We start from the raw sequence: 25,902 nt of genomic DNA, 5'->3' as shown, positions 1-25,902 counted from the left end.
ACAGTCTGCATCCACCGGAGGCTCGATGAGAACACCCACCAGCCGAGTGGCTGCGACCGTCGCACTGCTCGTCGCCGTCCCGTTGCTCCTCACCAGCTGCCAGCGAGGACCGGCAGTGCAACGGAACGAAGCGAAGAAGGACGTCGTCGATGTCTCCGTCGGCGGAAGAAGCACTTCGCCTCACTCGCGCCCAGGCGCTCCCCCCATGCCAGAGTTCGTTCACGCTTCCAGCTCCCCGTAGTCGATGGTCTCCACTAACGCCCGCAGCACCGGCCCGCAGCGGAGTTCGAATGGCAAATCAAGACTCCGCGCCGACGGCACCCACGCCACCCCGATGGGGGCCAGCGGACACTAGCTGAGGAACACTACACTTTCCTTCGGTCAGCGTGAGATCACGCCGAGAACGGGGTAGCGTGCGGAATTCACTCGCGCAGACGGTCCTTGCTGAGGTGACATCAGAGCACGATCTCGAGCGCCTGAGCGAACTGCTGTCAAAGCTGCAGGTTCTCAGTCGAACCAAGTACGATGAATATGGCGGCTACATGCCCGGTGTGAAGTTCATCGAGTCTTTGGCAACATGGCTCGACTGCTTCGACCGAGGCGACCGGACCGTGGCGCTCGAGTTCGTTCTCCAACGCCTGGTGTTCATCTCGGCGGCCGAGATGGAGCATCTTGTATCGACTGTATACCAGGATTTTTTGAGACCCTGGTTCCGCCGACAAGCAGCAGAGCAGCTCGGGCTGCCTTTGTGGCAGGTTGCGCGCATAACTGCATCGGATGAGTTCAAAGCGGTGCAGCGGCGGACCTTGGTTCTTGGGATGAGTGACGGCGCGCGGCTTGATCGCCTCCGGCGGGCGAGCAACATGTCGACAGAACAGTTCCACCTCGACTACGTCATTGACACCGAAAAAGCGAAGGACATGCGGGCGACGCTCGAGGAGGCCCTTGAGAAGCAGGGTCTGCAGGCGGAGCCAACCTTCCAGTCAGTCCTCGTCGTCGACGACTTTTCCGGCTCCGGCGCGTCCATGCTACGTAAGGAACATGACGTGTGGAAGGGCAAGGTTCCGAAGATACTGCGCCAAGTCGACCTGTTGCACAGCGAGGGCGTAGTCGCGGATGATGTACAGGTCACGGGTCTGCTTTATCTGATGACAGAGAACGCCGAGTCTACCTTGCGGACCCGACTCATCGAAGCCGGGTACGCCGACCGTTTCACAGTCAAGTCTGCATACACGTTCCCCGAAACGTTCCCTCTCAGCGATGCCCGCGACAGCGACTTCCTCGCATTGTGCGATCGGTATTTCCGCGCCACGTGGGTTACTGACGCCACGAGAGTCGGGGGTGATGACCTCCGATTCGGATTCGGCGGCTCCGCTCTCCCGCTTGTCCTGCATCACAACGCGCCGAACAACGCACCGCCGATCCTGTGGAAGGATGACGGAGCAGACGCCGAACGCTCACCGGACGCGAGCCCGTGGACCGGCGTGTTCCCCCCGGCACGAACGACACCACCCCGGACGACCATGAGCCCATCAGGTAACCCATTCCGATCCCGCTACACGGAAATGCAGCGGGACCGCGCCGGGTTCCTCACCACCTTCAGCACCACAATGCTCGAAGCGCTTCCGGACGCCGCGGTCGCATGGAACCGCCTGGTCGTCTTACGCAGCGCTCCCGGCGCTGGCAAGACGTCGATGCTTCGGATGCTGACGCCGGACAACCTCGCAGCGTTCCGGAGTCCCACTCGCGATGATCACCTCGAAGAGCTTCGATCCGCGCTGAATTCCAGTGGAGTCCTCAGCGACGGCAGGCCCCAGCTGCTCGGGCTGATGGTGAGTGTGGGACGCGACTATCGTTCCCTCGTCGATCTCGGACCGCAAGGCGCCGGTGCTCTGAAGATCTTTTTCAAGCTTCTCGACGCGCGAATATTGACGCGGGCGGTCGAAGCAGCTCTCACGGCGACTGATCAGCGCTTCCCCGACGGCGCCTCGTCGGTCGAGTTCCAACCGAACGCCGGGCCCGACACCGAACGCGCACGGGCACTCGCAAAACGTCTCTTCAACATCGACAACGCTCCCTTCAACGGGCAGCAGATCCTCGATCAGTTGCGCGAGAAGGAACGAACCGTTCTGGACTTACTCGGCTCTTTAATGCCAGTTGATTGGGAAAGCGTCGACGGTCACCCGGATCTTCTCTCGCTGGAATTCCTCGCAACGACAAGAATCTTCATCAATGGCTCTGAGCTTCACGCCCGGCCGGTGCTGCTCTTTGATGACGTGCACGACCTTGACCCCGATCAGAGAACCGCTCTCTACAACGCGCTGATCGTCCGAGAACCGCGAGTTGGCCGTTGGATTGCGGAACGACGGTCGGCCGTCCCTCTCAATGAACTGCTGATCGGTCGAACGGAGGGCCGAGAATACAGCCTCATCGAGATTGAGAAGCATCTCGACCGACCGTTCAAGCAGCGGCAGATCATGACCGCAATCGCTGACAGCAGAGCGATGCGCCCGTTGCTGTCACAGGGCAGGAATGAGCTATTCTCGATGCTTTTGAGCAACACTGAGTCTATCCCGGATGGTCTCATGGAACGTGCTCTTGCGGAAGCGGAACGGGATGCCTCCGCCGCGGTCGAGGCGCACCCTGAGCATCGGCAATGGCTCGCACGCTTGACCGAGCAAGGTGAAGCACAATCGGTTCTTGAACGCGCAGTCGGATTTCGCGAGCTACGAATCCTAATTGAACGGAACTTGAACCGTCAAGCTCCTACATTGTTCGATTTTGTGGAAGAACTTGACCCGGACCGCGCTGATAAGCTTTCAAGCAGCAGCACCCGCGCAGCTGCAAAATTATTCCTCGCTCGTGAACAAAATATTCCTTATTACTTCGGGCCGAACGTCCTTGCGGAACTATCCAGCAGAAACATCGAACAGTATCTCGCTCTCGCCGGTGACCAGTTCGACCTCATCCTCTCGGCGTTAATGATCCGGGGCCGCTCCCCGTATTTACTTGCCTCTGAACAGGATGTCCGCGTGCGGCGAGGCAGCAAGGAGATGTGGAACACTATTCCACGTCGAATACCCAACGGCATGGATGTGCAAGCTCTGCTGTACTCCATCGCCGAGCGCGGGCGAGCCGAGACGTATCAGCCGACCGCGCCATACGCGCCGGGTGTGACCGGCATGGCTCTTGAATGGTCAGAAGCGCAGCGCCTGTTCCGCGCACCGCAACAGGACAGCAACCTGGAGCGCCTTCGAAACGCCTTTGGCCAAGCAGTGGCCAACAACTTGTTGGAGACCACCGCCGAACCGCAGTCAGTGAAGAACAGCCGCTTCCAAGTGTTCTATCTCAATCGGATGCTGCTTCCGCATTTCTCGCTACCGCTGCAACGAGGCGGGTTCCGAGAACAGAGCGTCGCACGGACTCTGAACCGTTGGACGCGCGCGGCCGCCCGGCTTGGCGGGCACCTCCCGGACATCGATGACGACGTCAGCCTCCCAGACGAACGGCTTCTGTAACCCCATGGCTCCTGATCTGAGATGGCTTGACTACGTCTTTGCCGATAGTTCCGATGAGTCCGTCCACTTCTGGCGCGCCGCCGCGGAAGCGGGCGGCCGAACACTGCTGCTCTGCGGCGCCGGCTTCGACCCGCGTACGCTCGACGTCCCCCCACCGAGTCGCGCAAAGCATCACCGACCTAGATGTCCTCGCCCTCGAACTCGCACCGCCCGGCTCCCACGACACCGCCGACCAAGTGGCAGCTACGCACCAGGACGAACTGCGCAACCTGTTCTCATCCCAACTTCGGTTCGTTCCACGAGTCACATCCTCGGATCCGTCGAGCCAGTCCGCAAAGCTCACCCGGGCCCTCGTGCGGGACTACGCCCTTCTGCAGTACGACACCATCTTGCTGGACATGTCGGGCCTGCCTTCGATGGTGTCGTTCGCGATCCTGCAACTGCTGCTCACCCAGGCCGGTCAGCACATCAACCGATTCGCCGGAAACCTCCTCGCGATCGCATCCGAGGACCCCGTCACGGACAGCAGGATCATCGCGTCCGAGCTCGACGAACCCGAGATGCTCCCCGGGTTCGCGGGTGCCGATGAGACGGCGGCAACCACGATCTGGATCCCCGTACTCGGACGCAGCTCCGTCGATGAAGTCCAAGCTCTCAGCACCTTCCTGCAGCCTGAAGAGGTGTGCGCGGTCATCCCGTTCCCGGCCACCGATCCCAGGACCGGCGACGATCTCCTGCTTGAGCATCGGCAACTCCTTTTCGATGAGCTGCAGCTCGAGCAGCGGAACGTCTTCTACGCGAGCGAGTCCAATCCCTTCGATCTGTACCGTCAGCTGGTCAACCTCGCGGACCGGTACCGCCAGGCTCTCCGTCCGCTCGGGTCGACCGCCGTTGTCGTCAGTGAACATACGAGCAAGATGCTCGGACTCGGCGTCGTCCTCGCTGCGCACGAACGAGGTCTCTCTCTAGCGCATGCCCGTCCCATGTCGTACCGGCTGCACGAGGCACCTCCGGGTAGACGAACGGTCAATATCTCAACCGCATGGCTATTAGGAGCACCGTATGCCGTCTGATCCGACTGCGGACTACCGGGCCGAATCAGGCGAACTCCCGCAGGTGTACCGCCTCGCAGCTGCAGTGACAGTCGACAAAACGTTGCGCCGACTAATGTCGTCGCGGCATGCCTACATGATCGCGTCCGGAGGCGCCGCGCCCGCAGCAGCCATCGCAGCGAAGCTACATTCCGACAACGGCGCATCAGCGGAAGTCGTCTCCCCCGCTCGCGTTCATCGAGCGCCGAGCATTACCAACTGATTCAATTGCCGTGGTGTTCTCGGCGCGCGCACGTCACCCGGACTCATCAATGGCGGTCAGTCACGCTCTCGCTCATGGCCTTCATGTCGTTCTGTTGACAACACGCTCACCATCGGAGCTCGCTGCCCCTTTCAACAGCTTTCGGGTGCACGTAATCACTGTACCGACCGCCCGACCCAAGGACGGGTTCCTTGCCACCGGGAGCGTGCTGTCGATGAGTACCGTGGTCGCACGCGCCTACGAAAGCACCCTTCCCCCCCACATTAAGCCTTCCCGCCCTGCCAGAACTGACTTCTGAAGGGCCGTTGGTCGTCCTCTACGGCTCCGGGGGTTACCCGGCGGCGTTAGACATCCAGATCAGATACGAAGAACTCGGTTTGGCTCCGGTAGAGCTTGCCGACTACCGCAACTTCGCACATGGAAGGCATGTGGGATTGCAGCGGCGCGCATCGCACGCCGCAGTGCTAGCGCTGATCACTCCGGAAGTCGAAGCGATCGCTGAGCGCACGCTCCGCACCGTCCCGAGCGCCATCCGGATCGTCCGAATTCGAACGACTACACCAGGCGTTGCCGGATCACTGCAGCTACTCGCCGCCGCAATGCAGACGCCGACGCTGCGCGCCGCTGCGCAGAATTTGGCGCTCAGCAAGCCGCCGGTTCCCGCATTTGGGCGCGAGCTCTACCATCTTCCGTTCAAACGGTTGTTCCCGACCCCGGAGGACAATCCCGTCACGCGGAAGGCACGTGCCATCGGCACAACGTCGTCCGACGCGCTACCGCTAGTGCGGGTAGCGTACGACCGGTGGCGACTGTGGGTAGGGCGCCAGCGGTTCACGACGATCGTCTTGGACTACGACGGCACGTGCGTGGACACCACGGCTCGGTACGAGTTGCCCCGGGCAGAAATCCGGGACGCCCTTCTGCAACTCCTACAGAACGGCCTTCAGCTTGCGTTCGCTTCTGGCCGTGGGAGCAGCCTCTACACGGCGCTTCAAGCGTGGGTGCCGGAGCATCTCCGCTCGCAAGTTCAGCTCGGGTTACACAACGGCGCTTGGGAGCAGGCGCTCGACGCGCCGCTGACCCCGCCAAAAGATGAATCCGCGTGGGTTCAAGAAGTCTGTGCTTCCCTCGCTGCATTTGTTGAACTCGGCGCCATCGTCGTCCGGCAAGGGCACCAGCAGGTCGGCGTCGAGCCCGCCGGGAACGGCGCGTCCGTCGCCGCTGCGCGGAGCATTGTGAACTCTGTCGTTGAGCTCCTCGACGCGCCCGTACAGGTCGTATCTAGCGGCCACAGTGTTGATGTTGTTGCAGCTGACAGCGGTAAGGCACCGTTCCTTCGGAAACTACAACAGCGATCCGGAGCCGCGCTGGCCGTCGGCGATCAAGGCGCGCCCGGCGGTAACGACTTCGCGTTACTCACGGCAACAAAGCTGAGTGTCAGCGTCGACCGGTGCTCGCCTGCGCTGGATCGTTGCTGGCCGCTTGGCCGGTCTGGCCAGCGTGGACCAGATGCTCTCCTCGATGTCGTCGGAATGCTGCACACTTCTAACGGGGTGACAAGACTGGTCCCTCCGAAGGTGAAGAATGGGACGTGATGAGCTACTCCGAGTTGCCGGCAACGTCCCACACCGTCGTGACCAGCGGCTTCGCCGCCGTCGACGTGATGATCAACGGAAGCGTCTGCGCCTCTCCGGGCGGCACGGCGGTGAACGTGGCCGCAATCCTCGCGCGCCTTGGATGGCACTCCGAAGTGGCAGGAACCATCGGCACCGACCCAGCTGGACTCTTCCTTGCGGAATCGCTGGAAGCCGACGGGGTAGGAACGCATTCGCTGCGGCTTTTTGACCAGTGGAAGACCCCCATCGTCGTGCAGGAACGCCGCCGCGATGACCACGCGTGGCGCTTCGCGTGTCCAGCGTGCGGCGCCAGGTTCGCCAAGCACCGGCCGTCAGAGGTGGCATACGCTACGGCGGTGGTTGAGCAGTTGCCCGCTCCCGACGTCTTCTTCTTCGACAGAGTCAGCCTTTTCACCATCGAACTTGCTCGTCGGTGGAAGGAAGCTGGGTCGCTGGTCTTCTTCGAACCGGCCGGACTGGGTCGGCCTGCGCTTTTCGACCGGGCGGTCGACGTGTCTGACGTCGTGAAGTACAGCGCCGAGCGCGCCCCTGCCTTCGCTGAGCGGCTGCCGACGGACCTGACGACCCTGATTGAGACCCTCGGACCGGCTGGCGCACGAATCCGTATCGACGGCGTGTGGACCGACGTTCCGGGTCATCCGGTAACAGCTCTTGTTGACTCCGCTGGAGCCGGCGATTGGACATCCGCTGGCATCATCGATGCTCTGTTCACCTCAGGAGGTGAACCGGACTGGGAAAGGGCGTTGGTCGCAGGGCAGCGGCTCGGAGCCGACGCTTGCGGTTGGGAGGGAGTACGGCCGGAGCCGGCAACACATATCGCCGGCGATTTCGAGGCGTTCGGATGCCCGCGGATGCTCTCAGAACGGCGCACGAACGCGCAAATGTCCCTCGGATAACCGACCGGCCCGCCACCCCGGCGTGCATCTCAGCCCGGTGGACCCCACCGCGCATCGGTCCCCACACGGCTAACACCGCACAAGCTGCATTGCTCATCGAACGCACCGACCATCGCCGCACTACGACTTCTCGAACGCCTCGGACGCCGACCTCGCTCGTCTGTTGCTCGCGGCAGCAGACGTCCTCCTCCAGGACTTGCGTGCTCACCGACAGTTCATTGCACAGCTGCGCATCGCTACCGCTGCAACGCCATGTCAAGAAGGTGAACTCGCCGGTCTGCGTTGTTGCCTCTCGCAGCTCGAGGAAGCAAAGACGGCTCTCCTGTGGCCATCAGTTGGCCGTCGTAGATCGTCTCTGAGATGAACGTCGAGGCGTCAGAGTGGGCCGGCGTCGGGCGCTGCGGTCAGGACGGGGAACGACCGGTAGTACCGGTCGAGCCCCTTCTCCACGACCACTCCGTTGTAACGGCTTGCGATGAGTCTTTCCGCGCAGAGGCTTTCTGATGGCAGCTCTCTTCCGTCTTCGAGTGCCCGGACGACGCGGTGGTCTCTGCCGACTGCGGCGGCAACGGCCTCGACGCTCAGCCCGAGCGCCTCATCGCGCAGCCTGACTTCCCAGCCGAGCTGCTGCTGGGTGTCGTGGCGGGCTGGTTCGGGTCGGGGTCGCGGCATGCGGTCATTCTGTCGTTGGGGCAGGTATCCCTCAACGGGCCGGTCTCTTCCTGCTGTGAGCACCCTTCATCTGGAAGGTCAGCGTAAGGAGTCGAACGTGATGGAGGCAGCTCTTCCCCACTTGGTGACCGTCCTGGTCGCGGCCGGATTGATCGCCGGCGCTTACGTCGCCGCAGCAGCCCAGCGTCGGCTGCAACGCGCCTCGATGGCATGGACATCCGACGTGTCTGCGCAGTGCAGAACAACGACTCGTGGTGGGTGCCTACGCTCGTTGCGCAGAACGCTTCGTCAGTTCGATAGTTCCCACACTTGAGCGGCGGTCTGGGCTTTCACCTCATGAAGGGCGCCCGTCGGGTCAACCTTCTTTGCCCACCGCGGCCTGATTCTTGTCGAACCCTTCTCGAGTCCGTATGTGAACACCGCATGATCCGGATTGAACAGGTTGAACAGCGCTATGTTGTGGCCGTTCATTGATCCGTGGTGAGGAGCCGTCACCACGCACGTCCGAACGGGCGACGGCAACCACTTATGCCATTCCGCCGCGAATGCATGCCAGACAAGACCGACATTGAGCGGCAAATCCCCCCGTGTGGACCCATCCATCTGTGCATGAATGTGCGAAGTGTCCTGGATTCGACGGAACAAAAGGGTGTTTGGCAGGAGGCTTTGTAGATCCGCTGTACAGGCTTATTGATGACCAGTTGGTAATGGTCGTTCGACCGCGCGGGATCCCGTGAGCATGCGCAACCTCTTCCATGATGGCGCGAGCAGCGCGTCGATGGGCGTGCGACCGGACCACGCTCTGGCGGGCCGCTTCCAGGCTGACGTCGAGCTTCAGTTTCGATTTGATCCGCTTCGCCACCTCTTTCAAGGTCTTCTTCGGAACCGTGAGTTGTGTGACGAGCAGCATCCACGGCATACCTGCCGGAGTGAGATCTGTTCCCGAGGCGATCGTTCGTACTGGTGCGGCAACAACCGCTCCGTCGGCGTCTACCTGCTGGGCAAGGTCAACAGCAACGTCCGGGTCGGCTGCGTTGAGGCCGTCTTGCACCAAGAGAACTTCCGCGAATCCGAGGTTTGCCGCGAACGCAGCGATGCTTGCGTCAGATTGCAGGAGGCTCATGCTCGCAGCGTTCCCTGCTCGATGAGATTGTCGGAGCATGCCGAAGAGCCTCGATACGGGTCCGAGCCAGGGTATGACAAGCCTCCCGACCGATATCGTTGACCGACTCATCTCCCTCGCAAGAAACTGCAACCTATTCACATGATCTTCGTCGAGATGTGATACGAAGATAAAGTCAATGCGCGCCACGCCTCGATCAACTAGGTCCTTCGCCAAGTCACGAATGGCTGATTCAAGTTTGCCCACACGCGGCGCCGCACCGACGTCGTAGATGTAGGTCAGCGGACTCACCCCCCAGTTGCGCGACAGTAGTGGCATGGAACCCACCGTGCCCGACCCGATACTGCACTCGGTGCGCACTAAGCGGCGCCCCGCCCCCCTGCTACTGACATTCGCTCAAGATAGCGTACTTCTCTGCCCGCGGAGACTGGAAGGTCTTCGGTCGCAGCTCCCGCACTGCGTCCACGTCTGCCTCGTCGAGGACACACAACGACCCGAATGAGCTCGCGAAAATCCACGTCTGGGCGATGGCGGACGAATACGAGGTCGCAGCCCGTGGCCGCATCCGTCAGCGGGTCCGCCACGCGTCCGACGCGGCAAACTGACCGTGCCGCTCGTTGACGCCTGGCTCGCCACACACGATGGCGTCGACCTTATGCGCGGATCGAAGGCACTCCCGCCGACGACGCAGAGTCCCATGAGCAGCGTTGCTGATGGATATCATCAGCCACCTCCCTCTCCCCGTCGTCTTGTCTGTCGCCGGGGGGAGGACTCAGTTCGTTGCAGCGCTACCTCGACGCAGCCTCCTTCGACGTCTTTGGCCAGTACGAGACGGCGCTCCGCACGCCAGCGCGGGACGACTCAATCATCACGCACGAGACGAACATGTCGCAGGTCCGCGGCCTCGGCCACAATGACCCCTCCGCCACCATCGGCGTAGGTGACTTCCGATGAGCGCCTATGACTCCGGAAACATGTGGGACACGCAGGTCGCCGCGAGCCTGCCCCCGCTGCGCCAGGCCACCGGCGACTCAGTCACGGACAGGGAAGTGCAGCAGGTGCCGGCGCTCGGTCCCTCATCGACGCGGACCTGGTGCTGACGTGGCTCAGCCGGGTGCACATGTCGAAGGTGATTTCGCGCATCCAACGGTGGCGAGCCGAGGACCGCGCTGCTTCCGGCGCAGCCCCTGGCGGGCGCAAAGCACACATCGACGACAGCTACACCAAGCAAGAGCTGCCGATGCAGAACGAGTACACCGGCAAGGAAGTCGACAAACCCGTTCTCTAACTCGAAGCAGACCTCTTCCCACATAAGAAGAGCCGAAAGAACCGCGATGCCGCAGAAGAAGGAGGCACATCAAAGCCTCCGATTGGGAGATGGTGTTCATGGCGAACATCATCATGGACGTCCACGAAGACCCCTACGCGGACAAGGAAGGCGCTCCGCCGCCGCTCATCCGCGCTGCGAGCCCCGGCACGCCCAACAAGCACCGGCGAGCACAGCATCGCCCTCGTCGACTCGCTCCTCGACAGCGGATACGACATCACCCGACTCGTCTTCGACGCCGGCTACAGCCAGCTCACAATGGAGCAGTTCCACCAGCCCCTCGCCGGCAAGCACGGCTCGCGACTCGGTATCAGCAACGGCGTCGGCGTCGCCCCCCTTCGCTGGCGACCGTTTCTTCTGCGCCGGAACTGCGAAGCATCTGCTCGCGACTGGGAAGCACTTCGACGAAGGCACCATCACCGGAGAGCTGCACCGGAAAGAGGTCCTTTAGCGCGAGGACTACGAGCTGCACCTGCACGACCGCGTGAAAGACGGTTCGAAGATGAGGTTCGTCTGACCCGCATTGGGACCGTCATCGACGGTCGACTGCCCCCCTGCGTGAACTGCTCCAAAGCAAAGCCGTCTGAAGAAGCGGACCGGCCGCGAATCTACGAGCGGGACATGCCGCAGCTCGCGGCCGAGAACCGGGTCTGCTGCAGAACACCATCACGGTGAAGGCGAGCGACAACGTCAAGAACCGGCAGAAGCTTCGCTGGCACAGCAAGGAGTGGTGGCGCACGTACCGGGTTGGCCGGAACACCGTGGAGAGCCTCAACGACACCGTCAAGGACGACATCGAACTCGACAAGTCCTCCCACCGCCCCATGCGCGGTATGGCCGGACAGCAGTTCGCCTTCGCGCTTCTCATGGTCGCCGCGAACATGAAACGCATCATCGAGTTCGAGCACCAGCTCTACATCCTCGACAAGCGCACCCAAGAAGGACGAGCACCACAGCGCCGCAAGCAGAAGCACGAACTGCTGCCTCGCCGACGTGACCGGCTCAACCGCTCGAACTGCAAGGCCAACCCCGACCCCCGTAAAGCTCATCCCCCCCCCAGCGGACGTAAACCGGCACGCCGCTCCGAACCGAACAAGCACCACCAGCACCCCGGACGCTTCACCGCCCAGAAACGCTCCAGAGGCGTCCGAGGTGCTTTGGCGCGCCCGTAAACTCGAGCGCGCAGCCCTCTGACGGCAGGACAAGACCGGAATGGCCCACTGACGGCCGCGATCGTCCGCCAGAACACCCCTGAGAACGAGAAGAACCCCCGGCCGGAGCCGGGGGTTCTTCTTTTGGGCTGAGTTTCGCAAACCGTTGAGGTCAGAAACACAAACGGCCCTGTGGCGGTACCGGTGGGATTTGAACCCACGGTGGAGTCGCCCCCCACACATGTTTTCGAGACATGCTCCTTAGGCCGCTCGGACACGGTACCGGGAAAGAGTTTACACGATCCGGGAGGCCCGTGACGACACCCCGTGCACCTCCCCCTCCACATGCGGCTGAGTCCGCCTTCTCCTCCCCAAGCCGCCACGACCGTGGCCGTAGACCGAGGCACCGCGCGTACCGTCTCCGCCATGAGAACGCGCACCCTCGTCGCCCTGCTGTCCTCCGTCGTCGGCGCGGCCGTCGTCAGCGGAGCCGCCGGCATCGGCGCACGGGCAGGCATCCGCGGGCAACGGGCAGCGTCCCAGCGGATCGTCGACATGCTCCCCGTGCACGCGGACTGGTGGCGCGAACGCCTGCACCACGACGGCCAGCTCACCTACGTGGCGATCGGCGACTCCGCGGCGCAGGGGGTCGGCGCGACGGCCCCGGGTCGCGGGTACGTCGGCCTGCTCGCTCGTCGCATCCGACACCGTTCGCGGTTGACGGTGCGGGTCGTGAACCTCAGCGTGTCCGGTGCGACGACGTGGGGGGCGAAGCAGCACCAGCTCCCGAAGCTGCACCAGTACAGCCCGGACGTCTGCACGGTGTCCATCGGAGCCAACGACATCGCGGACTTCCACCCGGACAAGTTCGAGCGGAACATCCGAGCGATCTACGGAGCCGTGCCGTCGCACGCGATCGTCGGGGAACTCCCGTGCATGTTCGTGCCGGACCGGGAGCGCAAGGTCGCGGTCGCGAACGAGATCATCCACCGGGTCGCGGGTGAGCTCGGTCTGACCGTGGCACCGCTGCACGCGATCACGAAGCGTGTCGGCATCCGGCGCACCTTCTTCAACACGTACGGCGACCTGTTCCACCCGAACGACCGCGGGTACGAGATCTGGGCGAGCGCCTTCGAACCGGCGGTCGACGCACGGGTGGACACAGTGGCCGCCATCCGTCGGTACCTCTCCGCGCGGGAAGCCGAGGAGCTCGGGAGCCAGGCCGGCGACGTCGCGCACGCCCGTGCAGAGCAGGACACCGACGACGCCGCGGCGCTCGACACGGCGAACCGACCGAATCCACTCGACCGCCTGCGTCAGCGTGTCACCGGCTCGGTCCCGCTGCCGGGTCCGCACGCCAGCGGCGACCGCGATGACGAGGGATCCGACGACCGAGCCGACGAACCGACCGATGTCTGCCGAGCCGACCGGACCGATGTCGGCGGAGCCGCCTAACCTCGTCCCATGGCCCGTCCCCAGTCCTCGTTCCGCTGCACGGAGTGCGGGTGGACCAGCATCAAGTGGGTCGGTCGCTGTGGCGAGTGCCAGTCGTGGGGGGACGGTGGAGGACGCGTCGGCTGCGACCGCCAGCACCCGCGGGACAGCGTCGATCGCCGTCACCGGCAGCCGCATCGCCCGGCCGATCACGGAAGCCCGCGGCGGTACCGTGCAGCGCTGGCAGACCGGCATCGGCGAGTTCGACCGGGTGCTCGGCGGCGGGATCGTCCCCGGAGCCGCGGTCCTGCTGAGCGGCGAGCCCGGGGTCGGCAAGTCCACGCTCCTGCTCGAGGTCGCGTCCCGTGCGGCCTCGATGGGCAAACGCGTCCTCTACGTCAGTGCGGAGGAGTCCGTCGACCAGGTGCGCCTCCGCGCGGAACGCACCGGCGCCATGCACGACGAACTGTTCCTCGCGAGCGAGGTCGACCTCGGCGTCATCCTCGGCCAGATCGAACAGGTGCAGCCGGACCTGCTCATCGCCGACTCGGTGCAGACGATCTCGTCAGCGTCCGTCGACGGCATCGCCGGTGGGACGTCGCAGGTGCGCGAGGTGGCCTCCACGCTCATCCGGGTGGCGAAGCAGGCGGCGCTCCCGGTGCTCATCGTGGGTCACGTCACGAAGGACGGCACGATCGCCGGACCCCGTCTGCTCGAACACCTCGTCGATGTGGTCTGCCAGTTCGAGGGTGACCGCCAGACCGCACTCCGGTTCGTCCGGGCTCTGAAGAACCGCTTCGGACCGACGGACGAGGTCGGCTGCTTCGACATGGCGGGCGACGGCATCCACGAGGTACCCGACCCAAGCGGCCTCTTCATGTCCCGCAACGGCGCCCCGGTGTCCGGCACGTGCATCACGGTGGCGATGGAGGGACGGCGGGCGCTGCCGGTCGAGATCCAGGCCCTCGTGGTCCCCAGTTCGGCACCGCAGCCGCGTCGCGTCGTGAACGGGGTGGACGCATCCCGTGTGGCCATGCTCCTCGCGGTGCTGGAACGACGAGCCGGCATCAAGCTCTCGGACGCCGACGTCTACGTCTCGACCGTCGGCGGTATGAAGCTCACCGAACCCGGCGCCGACCTCGCCATCGTATTGGCGCTCGCGAGTGCGGCCCGTGACCGCCCGTACCCGCACACGCTCGCTGCCGTGGGCGAGATCAGCCTCGCCGGCGAGATCCGGACGGCGACCGGCGCGAAACAGCGCGTGGCAGAGGCTGGACGACTCGGCTTCACGACGGTCCTCGGAGCCGACGCGGAACACCTCCGGGAAGCCCTGCGGGTCGCGTTCTCGATGACGAAGTCCCCGCGGGAACGCGAGCTCGACGCCGCCTTCTGACCGCGCGAGAGAACCGACGCCGTCACGGTCGCTGGTCGCCGGCGACCACTTCGGCGGCGGGCACCTCGGTGTCCACGTCGTCCTCGATCCCGGTGCCCGCGACGGCGGAGGCGAACCCACGCCGGTCCCGCGTCGCCCACACGCCGATGACCGCTGCCACCGCGAGCGCGAACGCGATCAAGCCGGAGAACGGCAGCCCGCTGGCGGTGAGCGCCGACCACCCGCCGGAGCCGAGCGCCCACCGCACCAGCCGAGCCGCGCCTCCCGGGACGGGCACCGGTCGGAGCCGCACGACGTGCTCACCGAAGGTCCGCCCCGACACCAGGACGATGACGAGCTGCAGCGCGGGCGCGGTGACGGCGGCGACGATGCCGAGACCGACGGCGAGCGGCCCGCCGTCCGGCACCCCGAGCAGCGCGAGGCCGACCGAGGTGACCGACGTGAGCAGGCCCGTCGTGAACCAGATGGCCAGGACGTCGGCGAGGATGCCGAAGAACCGCCGGCCGGCCGTGACCGGTCGCGGCACCCGGGCCTCCTCCGTCGTCCGCGCCGATCCGGCGAGCAAGCCGACGACGGGTGCGAAGAGCGTGCCGAGCAGGGCGCCCGCGGTGTTCGCGATGAGGTCGTCGACGTCGAACAAACGGTAGGCGCACGGGTACAGGAACCAGTCGCCGGTGAGCTGCGTGAACTCGATGAGCAGCGACAGCACGAAGCCCGCGGCACCGCCGACGAGGAGGCCCACGACGAGTCGGCGGCGGAGCACCGCGTGCCGGACGAGCGCACCGAGCGGGACGAACAGCAGCACATTGAGGAGCACCTGCGCCACGGCGGGGTTCCCGAGCAGGGACCGCGGGCCGGTGATGCCGCCCTCGCGGGCGATGTCACCGACGAAGGTGAACGGCCGGAGCTGCGGCTGGGGATCGGCACGGCAGACGGCGGCGATGTCGTCTGGCAGCGGGAGGAGCGTGTAGGTCACGAGCGCGAGCGCGTAGACGAGCGTCCCGAACGCGAGCAGGCCGCGTCGGACGCCGAGCTTCCCGTGTCGCCGGTACTCGCGCGCGGCCCACGGGACCAGCCCGGCGACGGCGAGCACGGTGCCGAGGGCGAAGGCGATGACGCCGGGCACGATCGATCCCATGGACCGACGCTATCCGGAGGGACCGGGTCCGGTACGGGACCGGTCGTTACGCGCGCAGTGCCGCGAGCAGGTCGGCGGGTTCGGCCTGCATGGTGTGCGGACCGGCGATGTCGAAGAACACGCCTTCGAGGGAGTCGAGGTGCGCGGCCAGGAACTCCTCGAGCCGCTCGGCGTCGTAGACCATGACCTGCCGGAGCTTCTCCCCCCGGCACCATCGCGGTGTAGGCGTCCGCCGACGAGAACAGCAGCAGGATGCGCTTGTCCGACCCTTCCCGGCCGAACACCCGGACCTGCATGTCCTTCTTCCCGGTGACGAGCCGCGGGACGATCACGATGTCGTTGCGCAGGGCGTACGCGACCGCGGCCACGTCCTGCTTCGCGAGGGCCTCCTCGAGCTGTTCGCTCCGGAAGCGCTGTTCCTTCTGTGCCATCACCCCTAGTCAAGCAGCCCGACGCTGCCCGCGGGGCGTCCGCTCAGGAGGCGCGACCCGCCTGGACGGCGTGGGTGCGGCACCGCAGGTCGGCGGTGAAGGCGTCGGTCTCCGGTGCCAGCTCGTCGTCCGGTGCTGACTGGACCAGCACACCGATCGCCGGCGCGAGGACGAAGCTCGACGTGGCGGCCATGCCGTAGTCGTCGACCGACGGGACGTCCACCCGGTCCGCGAGTCCGGACTGCGCGAGCGCCGTCGCGTAGTCCAGTACGGCGTACGCCGCCTCGTCGCTCGTCATGACCGAGGCGACCCCGTAGATGAGGTACTTCATGGCCCAGCCCTTCGTCGATGGTCGTGACGTTACGCCGCGATGATCGGAGTCCAGCCCGCGATGATCCTGTAGGCGCACTCAGGCCACCCCTCGGGGTGAGAACTCAGCCAACGCCACTAGCTTCGGAGCAATCGCAATCGCGGGAACTCTCGTTGTACGGCCGAAGGGCTGTTCCTGATGGGGAAGCAGCTTCCATGCCGGCACCATCGCCCACCCTCTACCGACCGACCACCGCCCGGACCCCGGGAGCGCCGACACCGACGTCGACGTACAAGGACCTGCTCGAGCGGGTCCGCACCGAAGGCCTGCTGGAACGCCGTGTCGGCTTCTACTGGGCCGTCTTCAGTGTCCTGACCGTCCTCACCGCCGCGACCTTCGTCGTGTCCGTCATGCTCGGGGCCTCCTGGTTCCAGCTCATCCCGGCCGCGGTGCTCGGTGTCCTCTTCACGCAGTTCGCGTTCCTCTCGCACGAGGCCGCGCACCGCCAGATCTTCGCCTCGCGCAAGTGGAACGACCACGCGGGTCGCTGGCTCGGCGTCTTCGTCGTCGGCCTGTCCTACTCGTGGTGGATGAACAAGCACAACCGCCACCACGGCAACCCGAACACCATCGGCAAGGACCCGGACATCGCGCCGGACGGCGTCGTGTTCATCGAGGAGGACGCCGTCGAGCGTCGCGGACTCCTCCGCCGCCTCGCGATGGTCCAGGGCTGGGCGTTCTTCCCGCTCCTGACCCTCGAGGGCGCCAACCTGCACTGGCTCTCGATCCGCGCGGTCGTCACCGGCAAGGCGGCGAAGGGCACCCCGCAGGAGCGCCGGTTCGAGGCCGTCCTGCTCCTCGCGCGCTTCGCCCTGCTGGCCTGGTTCGTGTTCGCCGTGATGCCACTCGGCATCGGGTTCGCCTTCCTCGGCGTCCAGATGGCGGTCTTCGGCGTGATGATGGGCGGGTCGTTCGCACCCAACCACAAGGGCATGCCGGTCATCGCCGAAGGTGCCAAGATCGATTTCTTCTCGCGCCAGGTCCGGACTTCCCGTAACATCACTGGTGGCGTGTGGGTGGACCACCTGCTCGGTGGCCTCAACCACCAGGCGGAGCACCACCTGTTCCCGAGCATGGCGCGGCCCAACCTGCGTCGTGCGAAGGCCCTCGTGCGTGAGCACTGCGAACAGCACGGGGTCCCGTACACGGAGACCACGATCTTCCGCTCCTACGGGATCGTCGTCCGGTACCTCAACCGGGTCGGTCTCGCAGCGCGCGACCCGTTCACCTGCCCGATGGTCAGTGCCTACCGATTGCACTGAACCTCTGATCTCCGTCGCCCCGCTCGATGCCGGGTGCCGCACACAACTCGATGGCAACGTCGTCGAAACCCGCGGTGGTGGAATTCTCTCGCCGCGCACGTAAGAAAGTAAGGAACGCCGAAATGGCAACTGGAACTGTCAAGTGGTTCAACAACGAAAAGGGCTTCGGCTTCATTGCGCCGGACGACGGCAGCGCTGACGTCTTCGCCCACTTCTCCGCGATCGGTGGCAACGGCTACAAGTCGCTCGAGGAGAACCAGAAGGTCGAATTCGAGATCACCGAAGGCCGCAAGGGCCCGCAGGCGGAGAACATCACCGTCATCGGCTGACCTCGGTCATCGTGAGCGCCGGGTCGGAGGAGCAATCCTCCGGCCCGGCGCTTCGTCGTCCCACCGACGCCCGGCGCTTCGTCGTCCCACCGACGCCCGGCACCCACCAGCGTGCGACGACCGGCTGCGTCACTCCAGCACGAACTGCACCGACTCCGCCGACTCGATCTCCCCCCACCGTGACCTGCAGGTGGTAGCTGGCCCCGCCCGCCGGCACGGCCGCCCGTGCGGCGTCGCACGTCGTGGCCGACGACCGGGTGCGGTCCCAGGTGATCGCCGGCGTCGTGAGCTCCTGACCGGCCTTGAGCGTGACGTCCTGGTTCGTCCCACCGGTCTGGCAGTCCTTCGACGTCCAGTACTGCTCGGTGCCGGACGTGATGGTGAGCACCTGCTGCGCGGACCCGAGGTCCATGTGGCAGGAGTTCGACCCGGTGTTCTCGATGGTCATGGCGATCTGCGGGTCGTCGGTGGCCGCGTAGACGCGCTCGTCGACGACGGGCGTCAGCGTGATCTGGTCCTCGGCGCACGCCGCTCCGTCCTTCCGCGCCGGAGCGGACGACGCCGGAGCGGACGACGCCGCAGCCGACGACGACGGGGCGGACGGCGCTCCAGCGGCCGGCGTCACGCCCGCGCCAGGGGCGGCGGACGACGCGGACGGGGATGCGGTCGGCCCCGCACCGGGAGCCCCGTTCCCCCCGTCCGACGACGATGAGGACGACGACGACCACGACGAGCAGGACCACCCCGAGCACGAGGGCGCGGCGGCGCCAGTAGACCCCGGGGCGCTCGGGACCGACGGGGTGGCGGATCGACGACATGCGCGCAGGGTAGACACCTGCACGGCACGTGTCGGGGACCCCCCGCCGAGGCAGGGGCGGAGCCGTCAGAGGATCTTCAGCATGCGGGTGTTGCCGAGGGTGTTCGGCTTGACCCGGGCGAGGTCGAGGAACTCCGCTACCCCTTCGTCCGACGAGCGGACGAGTTCGGCGTACACCTCGGGCGGGACGACGGTCTCGCCGATCTCGAGGTACCCGTGCTTCGCGAAGAAGTCGACCTCGAAGGTCAGACAGAAGATCCGCGCGATGCCGAGCTCCCGGGCGTCGTGTTCGAGCGCTTCGAGCATGCGGTGGCCGACCCGCTTGTGGATCCAGTCCTGGTCGAGCGCGAGTGTGCGGACCTCGGCGATGTCGTCCCAGAACACCGCGAGGGCTCCGCAGCCGATCGGCACGCCGTCCGGTCCCTCGGCGATCCGGAACTGCTGGATCGAGCCGTACAGGACGACGTTCTCCTTGCCGAGCAGGATCCGCCGGTCGACGTACGGCGCGATGAGCCGCTGGATGTGCGGGACGTCGGACGCCAACGCGGGGCGCACCAGGATCCCGTGCTCGTCCCGTTCGGAGAACGCATGCCGTCCGTGCTCAGTCATCCGCCACAGCCTACGGCGCGGGCGACGATCGGGGCGCGTCATCGGGGGGACACACACCGGGACGTCCCACAGCCGCACCGGCCTACCGTCCCAGGTACACCAGTACGACGAGCAGGAGGAGCACCAATGCCCCAGATCATCGAGACCGTCGACGTCAACGTCCCCGTGCGTGCGGCTTACGACCAGTGGACCCGCTTCGAGGAGTTCCCCACGTTCCTGGACGAGGTCGAGAAGATCGTCCAGGTCGACGACACCACCACCGACTGGACCGTCAAGGTCGCCGGCCAGGAGCGTTCGTTCCGCGCCCTCATCACCGAGCAGCACCCGGACGAGCGCGTCGCGTGGACCGTCAAGGACGGCGAGACCGAGCACGCCGGTGTCGTCACCTTCCACAAGCTCTCGGACGCCGAGACCCGCGTCACCGTGCAGATCGACTGGGAGCCCTCGGGCATCCTCGAGAAGCTCGGATCCGCGGTCGGCGTCGGCGGCCACGCCGTCAAGAAGGACCTGCAGAACTACAAGGAGCGCGTCGAGGCGGCCCCCCACGGCCGACGGCTGGCGCGGTGACGTCCAGGCGTAGGACGCACCCGCAGCGCTGACAGGAGGCGCGGTACCGCTCGGTACCGCGCCTCCTGTCATGTCCGGACTCTGCTCCCACACGGACGGGAGGCCCGGTACCAGCTGGTACCGGGCCTCCCGTCTGTGACGTGCCTGGGCTGACTAGCCCTCGACCTCGCCGGTCGGCGCCTCGGGCGCCTTCTCGAGCGAGGGGGGCGCCGGCGAGGACCTCTTCGCGACCCGGCTGACGCCCGGTCTCGAACTGGAACGCACCGTCCGCGAAGTCGACCTTCACGTGGTCACCAGCGGTGAGCTCACCCTGCAGGATGTGCTCGGACAGCTGGTCCTCGACCTCGTGCTGCATCGCGCGGCGCAGCGGTCGTGCACCGAGGGCGGGGTCGAACCCGACCTTGATGAGCTGCTCCTTGGCCGGGAGCGTGAGCTCGACGGTCATGTCGCGGTCGAGCAGACGGTCCGACAGGCGCTTCACGAACAGGTCCACGATCTGCAGCAGCTCGGACTGCGAGAGCTGCGGGAACACGATCGTGTCGTCGACGCGGTTCAGGAACTCGGGCTTGAAGTGCTTCTTGAGCTCCTCGTTCACCTTCGAGCGCATGCGGTCGTAGCCGACGGCCGAGTCACCCTCGACCTGGAAGCCCACCGGACCACCGGCGATGCCCTGCGAACCGAGGTTCGTGGTCATGATGATGACGGTGTTCTTGAAGTCGACCACGCGGCCCTGACCGTCGGTCAGACGACCCTCTTCGAGGACCTGCAGCAGCGAGTTGAAGATGTCCGGGTGGGCCTTCTCGATCTCGTCGAACAGGACCACCGAGAACGGCTTGCGGCGCACCTTCTCGGTGAGCTGGCCGCCCTCCTCGAACCCGACGAACCCGGGAGGGGCACCGAACAGGCGCGAGACGGTGTGCTTCTCGCCGAACTCCGACATGTCGAGGGAGATGAGCGCGCCCTCGTCGTCGAACAGGAACTCCGCGAGCGCCTTGGCGAGCTCGGTCTTCCCGACGCCCGTGGGGCCGGCGAAGATGAACGAGCCCGAGGGGCGGTTCGGGTCCTTCAGGCCGGCACGGGTGCGGCGGATGGTCTTGGAGAGTGCCGAGATGGCCTCCTCCTGACCGATGACGCGCTGGTGCAGTGCCTTCTCCATGAAGACGAGACGCGAGGTCTCCTCTTCCGTGAGCTTGAACACCGGGATGCCCGTGGCCTGCGCCAGGACCTCGGCGATGATGCCCTCGTCGACGGTGCCGGATGCGGCGACGTCACCCGCACGCCACTGCTTCTCGAGGCGGAGACGCTCGCCGAGGAGCTTCTTCTCCTCGTCGCGCAGGCTCGCGGCCTTCTCGAAGTCCTGCTCCTCGATGGCGGCTTCCTTCTGGCCGCGGACCGTCGAGATCTTCTCGTCGAACTCGCGGAGCTCCGGCGGTGCCGACAGGATCGACAGGCGCAGGCGGGCGCCGGCCTCGTCGATCAGGTCGATGGCCTTGTCCGGAAGGAAGCGGTCCTGCACGTAGCGGTCCGCCAGGTTCGCCGCGGAGACGATCGCCCCGTCGGTGATGGACACCTTGTGGAACGCCTCGTACTTGTCGCGGAGGCCCTTGAGGATGTTGATCGTGTGCGGCAGCGACGGCTCGTTGACCTGCACCGACTGGAAGCGACGCTCGAGTGCGGCGTCCTTCTCGAAGTGCTTGCGGTACTCGTCGAGCGTGGTGGCACCGATGGTCTGGAGCTCACCGCGGGCGAGGAGCGGCTTGAGGATCGACGCGGCGTCGATCGCGCCCTCGGCGGCACCGGCACCCACGAGGGTGTGGATCTCGTCGATGAAGACGATGATGTCGCCGCGGGTGCGGATCTCCTTCGTGACCTTCTTCAGGCGCTCCTCGAAGTCACCGCGGTAGCGGGACCCGGCGATGAGCGACCCGAGGTCGAGCGAGTACAGCTGCTTGTCCTTCAGCGTCTCGGGCACGTCGCCCTTGACGATCGCCTGGGCGAGGCCCTCGACGACGGCGGTCTTGCCGACACCCGGCTCGCCGATCAGGACGGGGTTGTTCTTGGAGCGGCGGGAGAGGATCTGCATGACCCGCTCCATCTCCTTCTCGCGCCCGATGACCGGGTCGAGCTTGCCGTCGCGCGCGGCCTGGGTGAGGTTCCGACCGAACTGGTCGAGGACCTGCGAACCCTGCTGCTGGCCGTTCTGCTGCTGCTCGCCGCCGACGGCGACCGCTTCCTTGCCCTGGTAGCCGGACAGGAGCTGGATGACCTGCTGGCGGACCCGGTTCAGGTCGGCGCCGAGCTTGACGAGGACCTGGGCGGCGACACCCTCGCCCTCGCGGATGAGGCCGAGCAGGATGTGCTCGGTCCCGATGTAGTTGTGGCCGAGCTGCAGCGCCTCGCGCAGGGACAGCTCGAGGACCTTCTTGGCGCGCGGCGTGAACGGGATGTGCCCGGTCGGCTGCTGCTGGCCCTGCCCGATGATGTCCTGCACCTGCTCGCGCACGGCGTCGAGCGAGATACCGAGCGACTCCAGCGCCTTGGCGGCGACGCCCTCGCCCTCGTGGATGAGGCCGAGGAGGATGTGCTCCGTACCGATGTAGTTGTGGTTGAGCATCTTCGCTTCTTCTTGAGCGAGGACGACAACACGACGGGCCCGGTCGGTGAATCTCTCGAACATGTGCTCTCCCTTGGCCCCGCTGGGACGGGGGCCGACAGCCGGACTCGTGTGAGTCCGGTCACGTACATCGAGACTAACCAGCGCTCCCCGTCAGGGCTGCCCCTGTTCGCCGTGGGCGTGACCTCGGTGCGTGCGGCGCACCGGCCCTGCCGGGAGGCCCGCCCCGGCTCCCGCGGACGGGTCCCGCAGGCAGGCCCGCCCGACGATTCCGGACCGCCGCCGGGTACGATCCGCACCATGGAGCAGCCCGTCGTCGGCCTCGTCGTCCACCCGTCGAAGAACGTCCAGGAGTCCGTCGACATCCTGGACCGCTGGAACGCGTCCGGCGCGGGCCGGCTCATGGCGCGGAGCATCGACGCCGCTCGGCTCCGGAGCGACATCGACGTCGTGGACGACGACGAGTTCACCGACCGGGTCGACCTCGTCGTCGCGCTCGGTGGGGACGGCACGATGCTGGGCGCGATGCGGCTCGTCGCCCGTCGGCCCGTGCCGGTGCTCGGCGTCAACTACGGCAACGTCGGGTTCCTGGTGGAGATCGAGCCGCCCGAGCTCGAGGCCGCGCTCGAACGGCTCTCGGCCGGGCAGTACCAGCTCGAACCGCACCACGCCCTCGAGGCCCGGCTCTCCTGGGGTGGTGCCCGGACCGACTACCTGGCGTTCAACGACATCACGATCGTCCGCCGCCCCGGTGCCGGTCAGGTGTCCGCGGACCTCAGCGTCGGCGGGCTCATGTACGGGTACTACCGCGCGGACGCCGTCGTCGCGGCGACGCCCGCCGGGTCCACCGCCTACAACTACGCCGCGGGCGGCCCGGTCCTGTCCCCCCGCACTGTCGGGCTCCGTCGTCACGCCGGTGGCCCCGATGGCGGGGATCGACCGCTCGGTGGTGCTCGCCGCCCGTGAGCGCTACCGGTTCGACATCGCCGAGGGCACCCGCAGCGCGGCGCTCGAGGTCGACGGGTTGGTCGTCGGCGAGGTCGCGACCGGCGCGCAGCTCGAGGTGCGGCTGCGCAAGGACGCCGGCAGCGTGGTTCGGCTCGACGCGGAACGGCACGGTCGGACCGGACGGCTCAAGCTCGGCCTCCTGGACCTGCCGCTGCGGCCGGACCAGCTCATCGAGCTCATCCCGCACGACCTGCGGCAGAAGCTGCGACGCGAGACCGAGGACTGACGCGGTCCGCGCCTCCCGGCCCGTCCCCGGCGCGTCCCGGTCGCGCGTCCCGGGGACGACGGAAGGCCCGTCCGGTTCGCACCGGACGGGCCTCATCCCATCACCCCACGGATCGTCTTCCCACGGACCGACCCGGATCCCCCTGGCCGACCCGTACGGGCCGACCGGAGTCTGCTGACCTACTCGGTCAGGTACAGCTGCATGTCCTGCGAGACCGCCTTGGCGAACAGGCGCAGCTTGGCGCGCGACTCGACACGGCTCACGGCCTGACGGGTCGTGTGCACGATCTTCGAGATCTCGTCGAGCGTCATCGGCTTGTCGTCGTCCAGGCCGTAGCGCATGCGGATGACGTTGGCCTCGTCGCTCGGCAGCTCGGCGACGATGGAGCGGATGTCGCGGTGCAGGAGCGTCGTCTCGGTGAGCTCGTTCGGGCTCGCGGCGTCCTCGTCCTCGATGAAGTCACCGAGTTCGCTGTCGTCGGAGTCACCGACGACGGTGTGGATCGAGACCGGCTCGTGCGAGCGGCCCTTGAGGTCGACGAGTTCCTCGACGCTCATGCTCAGCTCGGCGGCGACCTCGTCGGGCATCGGCGCGCGGCCGAGGTCGACGGTCAGGTCGCGCTCGGTGCGCGAGATCTTGTTGATCAGCTCGACCGTGTGCACCGGGATGCGGATCGTGCGTGCCTTGTCGGCGAGACCACGCGAGATCGCCTGGCGGATCCACCAGGTGGCGTAGGTCGAGAACTTGTAGCCCTGCGTGAAGTCGAACTTCTCGACCGCACGGACCAGCCCGAGGTTGCCCTCCTGGATGACGTCCATGAACGGCAGGCCGCGCTGCGAGTAGCGCTTCGCGATGCTCACGACCAGGCGGAGGTTCGAGGTGATCATCCGCTCCTTGGCGCGCTCACCGTCGCGGACGAGCCAGCGCAGCTCACGCTCGAGGGACTTCTCGAGACCCGGCTCGTTGTGCAGCTTCTCCTCGGCGAACAGGCCGACCTCGATGCGGCGGGCGATGTCCGCCTCTTCCTCGGCGGTGAGGAGGGCGAGCCGGCCGATGTGGCGGAGGTAGTCGCCGACCTGGTCGACCGATGCGCCGCGGACGCCGGCGAGCTGCTCGTCGGCCTCGACCTCGGCGACGGTGTCGAGGGTGGTGACCTCGGCGGAGGTGGTCTTGGTCGCTGCCTTCTTGGTGCGGCGCGAGGTGGTGCTGGGTGCGGCCGTTGCGATCGCCATGGTGACTCTCCCTGCCTGTGACGGATGGTCCTTCGTGGGCTGAGACCGAGTTTGGCGGTCGGGGGGCTGTACCCCACAAACCCGCTGGATCGATTCCCAGGGATCTCCGTGGTTCATGACCGGGGGGACAACCGGGCGGTGCTCCGTCCCGGCCCCGTGGTCCCGCCCTCGATCCCCGCCACGACGCCGATCGGCGCGGAATCACACGGGTGAAACTCCCGCTGAGCGCCGAGGGGGGGACACCTGTACCCCGGGGTGCAACGCCATCCGGACAACGGGAACGGGGTACGTCGTGCCGGATCGGGGGGATCCGGTCGACGTACCCCGAAGAGGATGTCGCGGCGGTGTCACCAGGACGGTTCGAGCCACCCGTCCCTGGCCTTCGAGACCTCGAGGTCGGCGTCGCGGTCGAACTCGTCGTACTCGCTCTCGATGTCGCCGACGAGGCTGCGGGATGCGGAGGGCTGCAGGATGGACATGCCGACGATGCTCACACCGCACGGCGACGACGGCGTGAACGACGGGTGACCGGCAGGACACCGGCCGGTGCCGTGCGGGGACCGAGCGACTCCGCCGAGTCGGTCGGGACTACTCGGCGCTCGTGGGGGGCCGCGGAGGCGGTGCCGCGCTCGCGCTCGAAGCGGGCGCGCTCCTCCGCCTCGATCTTCGCGTAGGCGGTGCGCTCGGTGCGGTCGGCGCGGATGATCGCGCGCATGATGAACCAGAAGATGAGCCCGAGCAGGACGGTCGGGGTCAGGGCGAAGACGATCCCACTCACGAGTCCATTCGGCACGCGTTCATGGTACCCCGCCCGGTCGGGAGGTCCGGCCTGCG

Annotated in this window: 22 protein-coding genes, 1 tRNA gene and 3 pseudogenes; 14 read left to right on the top strand and 12 right to left on the bottom strand. The window is 66.3% G+C overall.

All coding sequences use genetic code 11. The annotated features are described in order from the left end of the window. The first annotated feature begins 413 nt into the window (after positions 1 to 413). The 4 genes from DEJ15_RS02980 to DEJ15_RS02965 all read left to right on the top strand — a co-directional run bounded on the left by DEJ15_RS02980 (position 414) and on the right by DEJ15_RS02965 (position 7,365). Positions 414 to 3,518 (top strand): phosphoribosyltransferase-like protein, encoded by a 3,105-nt coding sequence (locus DEJ15_RS02980; RefSeq protein ID WP_284175580.1) that lies wholly within the window; start codon positions 414 to 416, stop codon positions 3,516 to 3,518. 353 nt (positions 3,519 to 3,871) lie between these two features. Beyond that, positions 3,872 to 4,591, top strand: coding sequence for a hypothetical protein (locus DEJ15_RS02975; protein WP_284175579.1), 720 nt, complete (start codon positions 3,872 to 3,874; stop codon positions 4,589 to 4,591). Between the two features lie 546 nt (positions 4,592 to 5,137). Further along, a complete protein-coding gene (locus DEJ15_RS02970) occupies positions 5,138 to 6,427 on the top strand; it encodes an HAD family hydrolase (RefSeq protein ID WP_284175578.1) in 1,290 nt (429 codons plus the stop codon). Continuing rightward, the gene (locus DEJ15_RS02965) at positions 6,427 to 7,365 is read left to right on the top strand and encodes a carbohydrate kinase family protein (RefSeq protein WP_110825801.1); all 939 of its coding nucleotides are present in this window, start codon (positions 6,427 to 6,429) and stop codon (positions 7,363 to 7,365) included. The genes DEJ15_RS02970 and DEJ15_RS02965 overlap by 1 nt, the downstream gene beginning before the upstream one ends. A gap of 375 nt (positions 7,366 to 7,740) precedes the next feature. On the opposite strand, the gene DEJ15_RS02960 is transcribed toward DEJ15_RS02965, so the two are convergent. Together DEJ15_RS02960 and DEJ15_RS02955 are read right to left on the bottom strand one after the other, a co-directional pair. After that, the gene (locus tag DEJ15_RS02960; protein WP_146232836.1) at positions 7,741 to 8,037 is read right to left on the bottom strand and encodes a helix-turn-helix domain-containing protein; all 297 of its coding nucleotides are present in this window, start codon (positions 8,035 to 8,037) and stop codon (positions 7,741 to 7,743) included. A 526-nt stretch (positions 8,038 to 8,563) separates the two neighbouring features. Then, complete coding sequence (locus DEJ15_RS02955; protein WP_284175577.1) at positions 8,564 to 9,160, bottom strand: hypothetical protein; 597 nt, start codon at positions 9,158 to 9,160, stop codon at positions 8,564 to 8,566. Between the two features lie 780 nt (positions 9,161 to 9,940). Between DEJ15_RS02955 and DEJ15_RS02950 the strand changes: the two genes are divergently transcribed. The 3 genes from DEJ15_RS02950 to DEJ15_RS02940 all read left to right on the top strand — a co-directional run bounded on the left by DEJ15_RS02950 (position 9,941) and on the right by DEJ15_RS02940 (position 11,659). Then, complete coding sequence (locus DEJ15_RS02950; RefSeq protein WP_284175576.1) at positions 9,941 to 10,114, top strand: hypothetical protein; 174 nt, start codon at positions 9,941 to 9,943, stop codon at positions 10,112 to 10,114. Positions 10,115 to 10,253: 139 nt separating this feature from the next. After that, complete coding sequence (locus tag DEJ15_RS02945) at positions 10,254 to 10,448, top strand: hypothetical protein (RefSeq protein WP_110825650.1); 195 nt, start codon at positions 10,254 to 10,256, stop codon at positions 10,446 to 10,448. Between the two features lie 710 nt (positions 10,449 to 11,158). Beyond that, positions 11,159 to 11,659 (top strand): hypothetical protein, encoded by a 501-nt coding sequence (locus DEJ15_RS02940; protein ID WP_284175575.1) that lies wholly within the window; start codon positions 11,159 to 11,161, stop codon positions 11,657 to 11,659. Between the two features lie 172 nt (positions 11,660 to 11,831). On the opposite strand, the gene DEJ15_RS02935 is transcribed toward DEJ15_RS02940, so the two are convergent. After that, positions 11,832 to 11,922, bottom strand: a tRNA-Ser gene (locus DEJ15_RS02935). Between the two features lie 142 nt (positions 11,923 to 12,064). On the opposite strand from DEJ15_RS02935, the gene DEJ15_RS02930 reads away from it, so the two are divergent. Both DEJ15_RS02930 and radA read left to right on the top strand, forming a co-directional pair. Next, on the top strand, positions 12,065 to 13,093 hold the full coding sequence (locus DEJ15_RS02930; protein ID WP_181419500.1) for an SGNH/GDSL hydrolase family protein: 1,029 nt from the start codon (positions 12,065 to 12,067) through the stop codon (positions 13,091 to 13,093). A 9-nt stretch (positions 13,094 to 13,102) separates the two neighbouring features. After that, a pseudogene (radA, locus tag DEJ15_RS02925) lies at positions 13,103 to 14,465 on the top strand (DNA repair protein RadA). A 22-nt stretch (positions 14,466 to 14,487) separates the two neighbouring features. On the opposite strand, the gene DEJ15_RS02920 reads toward radA, so the two are convergent. From DEJ15_RS02920 to DEJ15_RS02910, 3 genes are all read right to left on the bottom strand, one after another. After that, entirely contained in the window at positions 14,488 to 15,603 is a 1,116-nt protein-coding gene (locus DEJ15_RS02920) for a VanZ family protein (protein ID WP_110825655.1), read from the bottom strand. 46 nt (positions 15,604 to 15,649) lie between these two features. Continuing rightward, positions 15,650 to 15,787 (bottom strand): hypothetical protein, encoded by a 138-nt coding sequence (locus tag DEJ15_RS02915; RefSeq protein ID WP_284175574.1) that lies wholly within the window; start codon positions 15,785 to 15,787, stop codon positions 15,650 to 15,652. 290 nt (positions 15,788 to 16,077) lie between these two features. After that, entirely contained in the window at positions 16,078 to 16,365 is a 288-nt protein-coding gene (locus DEJ15_RS02910; protein WP_110825657.1) for a hypothetical protein, read from the bottom strand. Positions 16,366 to 16,559: 194 nt separating this feature from the next. Between DEJ15_RS02910 and DEJ15_RS02905 the strand changes: the two genes are divergently transcribed. Together DEJ15_RS02905 and cspE are read left to right on the top strand one after the other, a co-directional pair. After that, on the top strand, positions 16,560 to 17,666 hold the full coding sequence (locus DEJ15_RS02905; RefSeq protein ID WP_110825658.1) for a fatty acid desaturase family protein: 1,107 nt from the start codon (positions 16,560 to 16,562) through the stop codon (positions 17,664 to 17,666). 122 nt (positions 17,667 to 17,788) lie between these two features. Continuing rightward, positions 17,789 to 17,995: a transcription antiterminator/RNA stability regulator CspE gene (gene cspE, locus DEJ15_RS02900; protein WP_065963953.1), complete on the top strand. Its 207-nt coding sequence runs from the start codon at positions 17,789 to 17,791 to the stop codon at positions 17,993 to 17,995. Here the strand turns inward: cspE and DEJ15_RS02895 are convergent. Further along, positions 17,985 to 18,620, bottom strand: a complete 636-nt coding sequence (locus DEJ15_RS02895; RefSeq protein ID WP_284175573.1) for a hypothetical protein — start codon at positions 18,618 to 18,620, stop codon at positions 17,985 to 17,987. The genes cspE and DEJ15_RS02895 overlap by 11 nt on opposite strands. 258 nt (positions 18,621 to 18,878) lie before the next feature. After that, on the bottom strand, positions 18,879 to 19,421 hold the full coding sequence (locus DEJ15_RS02890) for an amino-acid N-acetyltransferase (RefSeq protein WP_181419499.1): 543 nt from the start codon (positions 19,419 to 19,421) through the stop codon (positions 18,879 to 18,881). A 126-nt stretch (positions 19,422 to 19,547) separates the two neighbouring features. Between DEJ15_RS02890 and DEJ15_RS02885 the strand changes: the two are divergent. Continuing rightward, a pseudogene (locus tag DEJ15_RS02885) lies at positions 19,548 to 20,001 on the top strand (SRPBCC family protein). A 216-nt stretch (positions 20,002 to 20,217) separates the two neighbouring features. Here the strand turns inward: DEJ15_RS02885 and DEJ15_RS02880 are convergent. Continuing rightward, positions 20,218 to 22,665 (bottom strand): annotated as a pseudogene (locus DEJ15_RS02880) (ATP-dependent Clp protease ATP-binding subunit); the annotation flags it as partial. A 237-nt stretch (positions 22,666 to 22,902) separates the two neighbouring features. Here DEJ15_RS02880 and DEJ15_RS02875 point away from each other — a divergent pair. Together DEJ15_RS02875 and DEJ15_RS02870 are read left to right on the top strand one after the other, a co-directional pair. Continuing rightward, positions 22,903 to 23,568 (top strand): NAD(+)/NADH kinase, encoded by a 666-nt coding sequence (locus tag DEJ15_RS02875; protein ID WP_284175572.1) that lies wholly within the window; start codon positions 22,903 to 22,905, stop codon positions 23,566 to 23,568. After that, positions 23,528 to 23,836, top strand: a complete 309-nt coding sequence (locus DEJ15_RS02870) for a hypothetical protein (protein WP_284175571.1) — start codon at positions 23,528 to 23,530, stop codon at positions 23,834 to 23,836. The genes DEJ15_RS02875 and DEJ15_RS02870 overlap by 41 nt, the downstream gene beginning before the upstream one ends. A 179-nt stretch (positions 23,837 to 24,015) precedes the next feature. Here DEJ15_RS02870 and DEJ15_RS02865 read toward each other — a convergent pair whose 3' ends face one another. The 3 genes from DEJ15_RS02865 to DEJ15_RS02855 form a co-directional block, all read right to left on the bottom strand. Continuing rightward, positions 24,016 to 25,068, bottom strand: a complete 1,053-nt coding sequence (locus DEJ15_RS02865; protein ID WP_110825663.1) for a sigma-70 family RNA polymerase sigma factor — start codon at positions 25,066 to 25,068, stop codon at positions 24,016 to 24,018. 347 nt (positions 25,069 to 25,415) lie between these two features. After that, a complete protein-coding gene (locus DEJ15_RS02860; protein ID WP_258365850.1) occupies positions 25,416 to 25,547 on the bottom strand; it encodes a hypothetical protein in 132 nt (43 codons plus the stop codon). Between the two features lie 11 nt (positions 25,548 to 25,558). Next, positions 25,559 to 25,861: a hypothetical protein gene (locus DEJ15_RS02855; RefSeq protein WP_284175570.1), complete on the bottom strand. Its 303-nt coding sequence runs from the start codon at positions 25,859 to 25,861 to the stop codon at positions 25,559 to 25,561. Positions 25,862 to 25,902: the final 41 nt, after the last annotated feature.

This window comes from Curtobacterium sp. MCJR17_043, from assembly GCF_003224315.2.
Lineage (GTDB): Bacteria > Actinomycetota > Actinomycetes > Actinomycetales > Microbacteriaceae > Curtobacterium.
Note: the sequence above shows the minus strand (reverse complement) of the source record. Positions and strands in the feature narration are given on the sequence as shown.

Coding starts and splice junctions, on each gene's coding strand:
- DEJ15_RS02955 (WP_284175577.1), bottom strand. CDS start 9,160: ATGAGCCTCCTGCAATCTGACGCAAGCATCGCTGCGTTCGCGGCAAAC.
- DEJ15_RS02920 (WP_110825655.1), bottom strand. CDS start 15,603: ATGGGATCGATCGTGCCCGGCGTCATCGCCTTCGCCCTCGGCACCGTG.
- cspE (WP_065963953.1), top strand. CDS start 17,789: ATGGCAACTGGAACTGTCAAGTGGTTCAACAACGAAAAGGGCTTCGGC.
- DEJ15_RS02960 (WP_146232836.1), bottom strand. CDS start 8,037: ATGCCGCGACCCCGACCCGAACCAGCCCGCCACGACACCCAGCAGCAG.
- DEJ15_RS02860 (WP_258365850.1), bottom strand. CDS start 25,547: ATGTCCATCCTGCAGCCCTCCGCATCCCGCAGCCTCGTCGGCGACATC.
- DEJ15_RS02865 (WP_110825663.1), bottom strand. CDS start 25,068: ATGGCGATCGCAACGGCCGCACCCAGCACCACCTCGCGCCGCACCAAG.
- DEJ15_RS02890 (WP_181419499.1), bottom strand. CDS start 19,421: ATGACTGAGCACGGACGGCATGCGTTCTCCGAACGGGACGAGCACGGG.
- DEJ15_RS02870 (WP_284175571.1), top strand. CDS start 23,528: ATGGCGGGGATCGACCGCTCGGTGGTGCTCGCCGCCCGTGAGCGCTAC.
- DEJ15_RS02875 (WP_284175572.1), top strand. CDS start 22,903: ATGGAGCAGCCCGTCGTCGGCCTCGTCGTCCACCCGTCGAAGAACGTC.
- DEJ15_RS02910 (WP_110825657.1), bottom strand. CDS start 16,365: ATGAAGTACCTCATCTACGGGGTCGCCTCGGTCATGACGAGCGACGAG.
- DEJ15_RS02915 (WP_284175574.1), bottom strand. CDS start 15,787: ATGGTCTACGACGCCGAGCGGCTCGAGGAGTTCCTGGCCGCGCACCTC.
- DEJ15_RS02905 (WP_110825658.1), top strand. CDS start 16,560: ATGCCGGCACCATCGCCCACCCTCTACCGACCGACCACCGCCCGGACC.
- DEJ15_RS02930 (WP_181419500.1), top strand. CDS start 12,065: ATGAGAACGCGCACCCTCGTCGCCCTGCTGTCCTCCGTCGTCGGCGCG.
- DEJ15_RS02965 (WP_110825801.1), top strand. CDS start 6,427: ATGAGCTACTCCGAGTTGCCGGCAACGTCCCACACCGTCGTGACCAGC.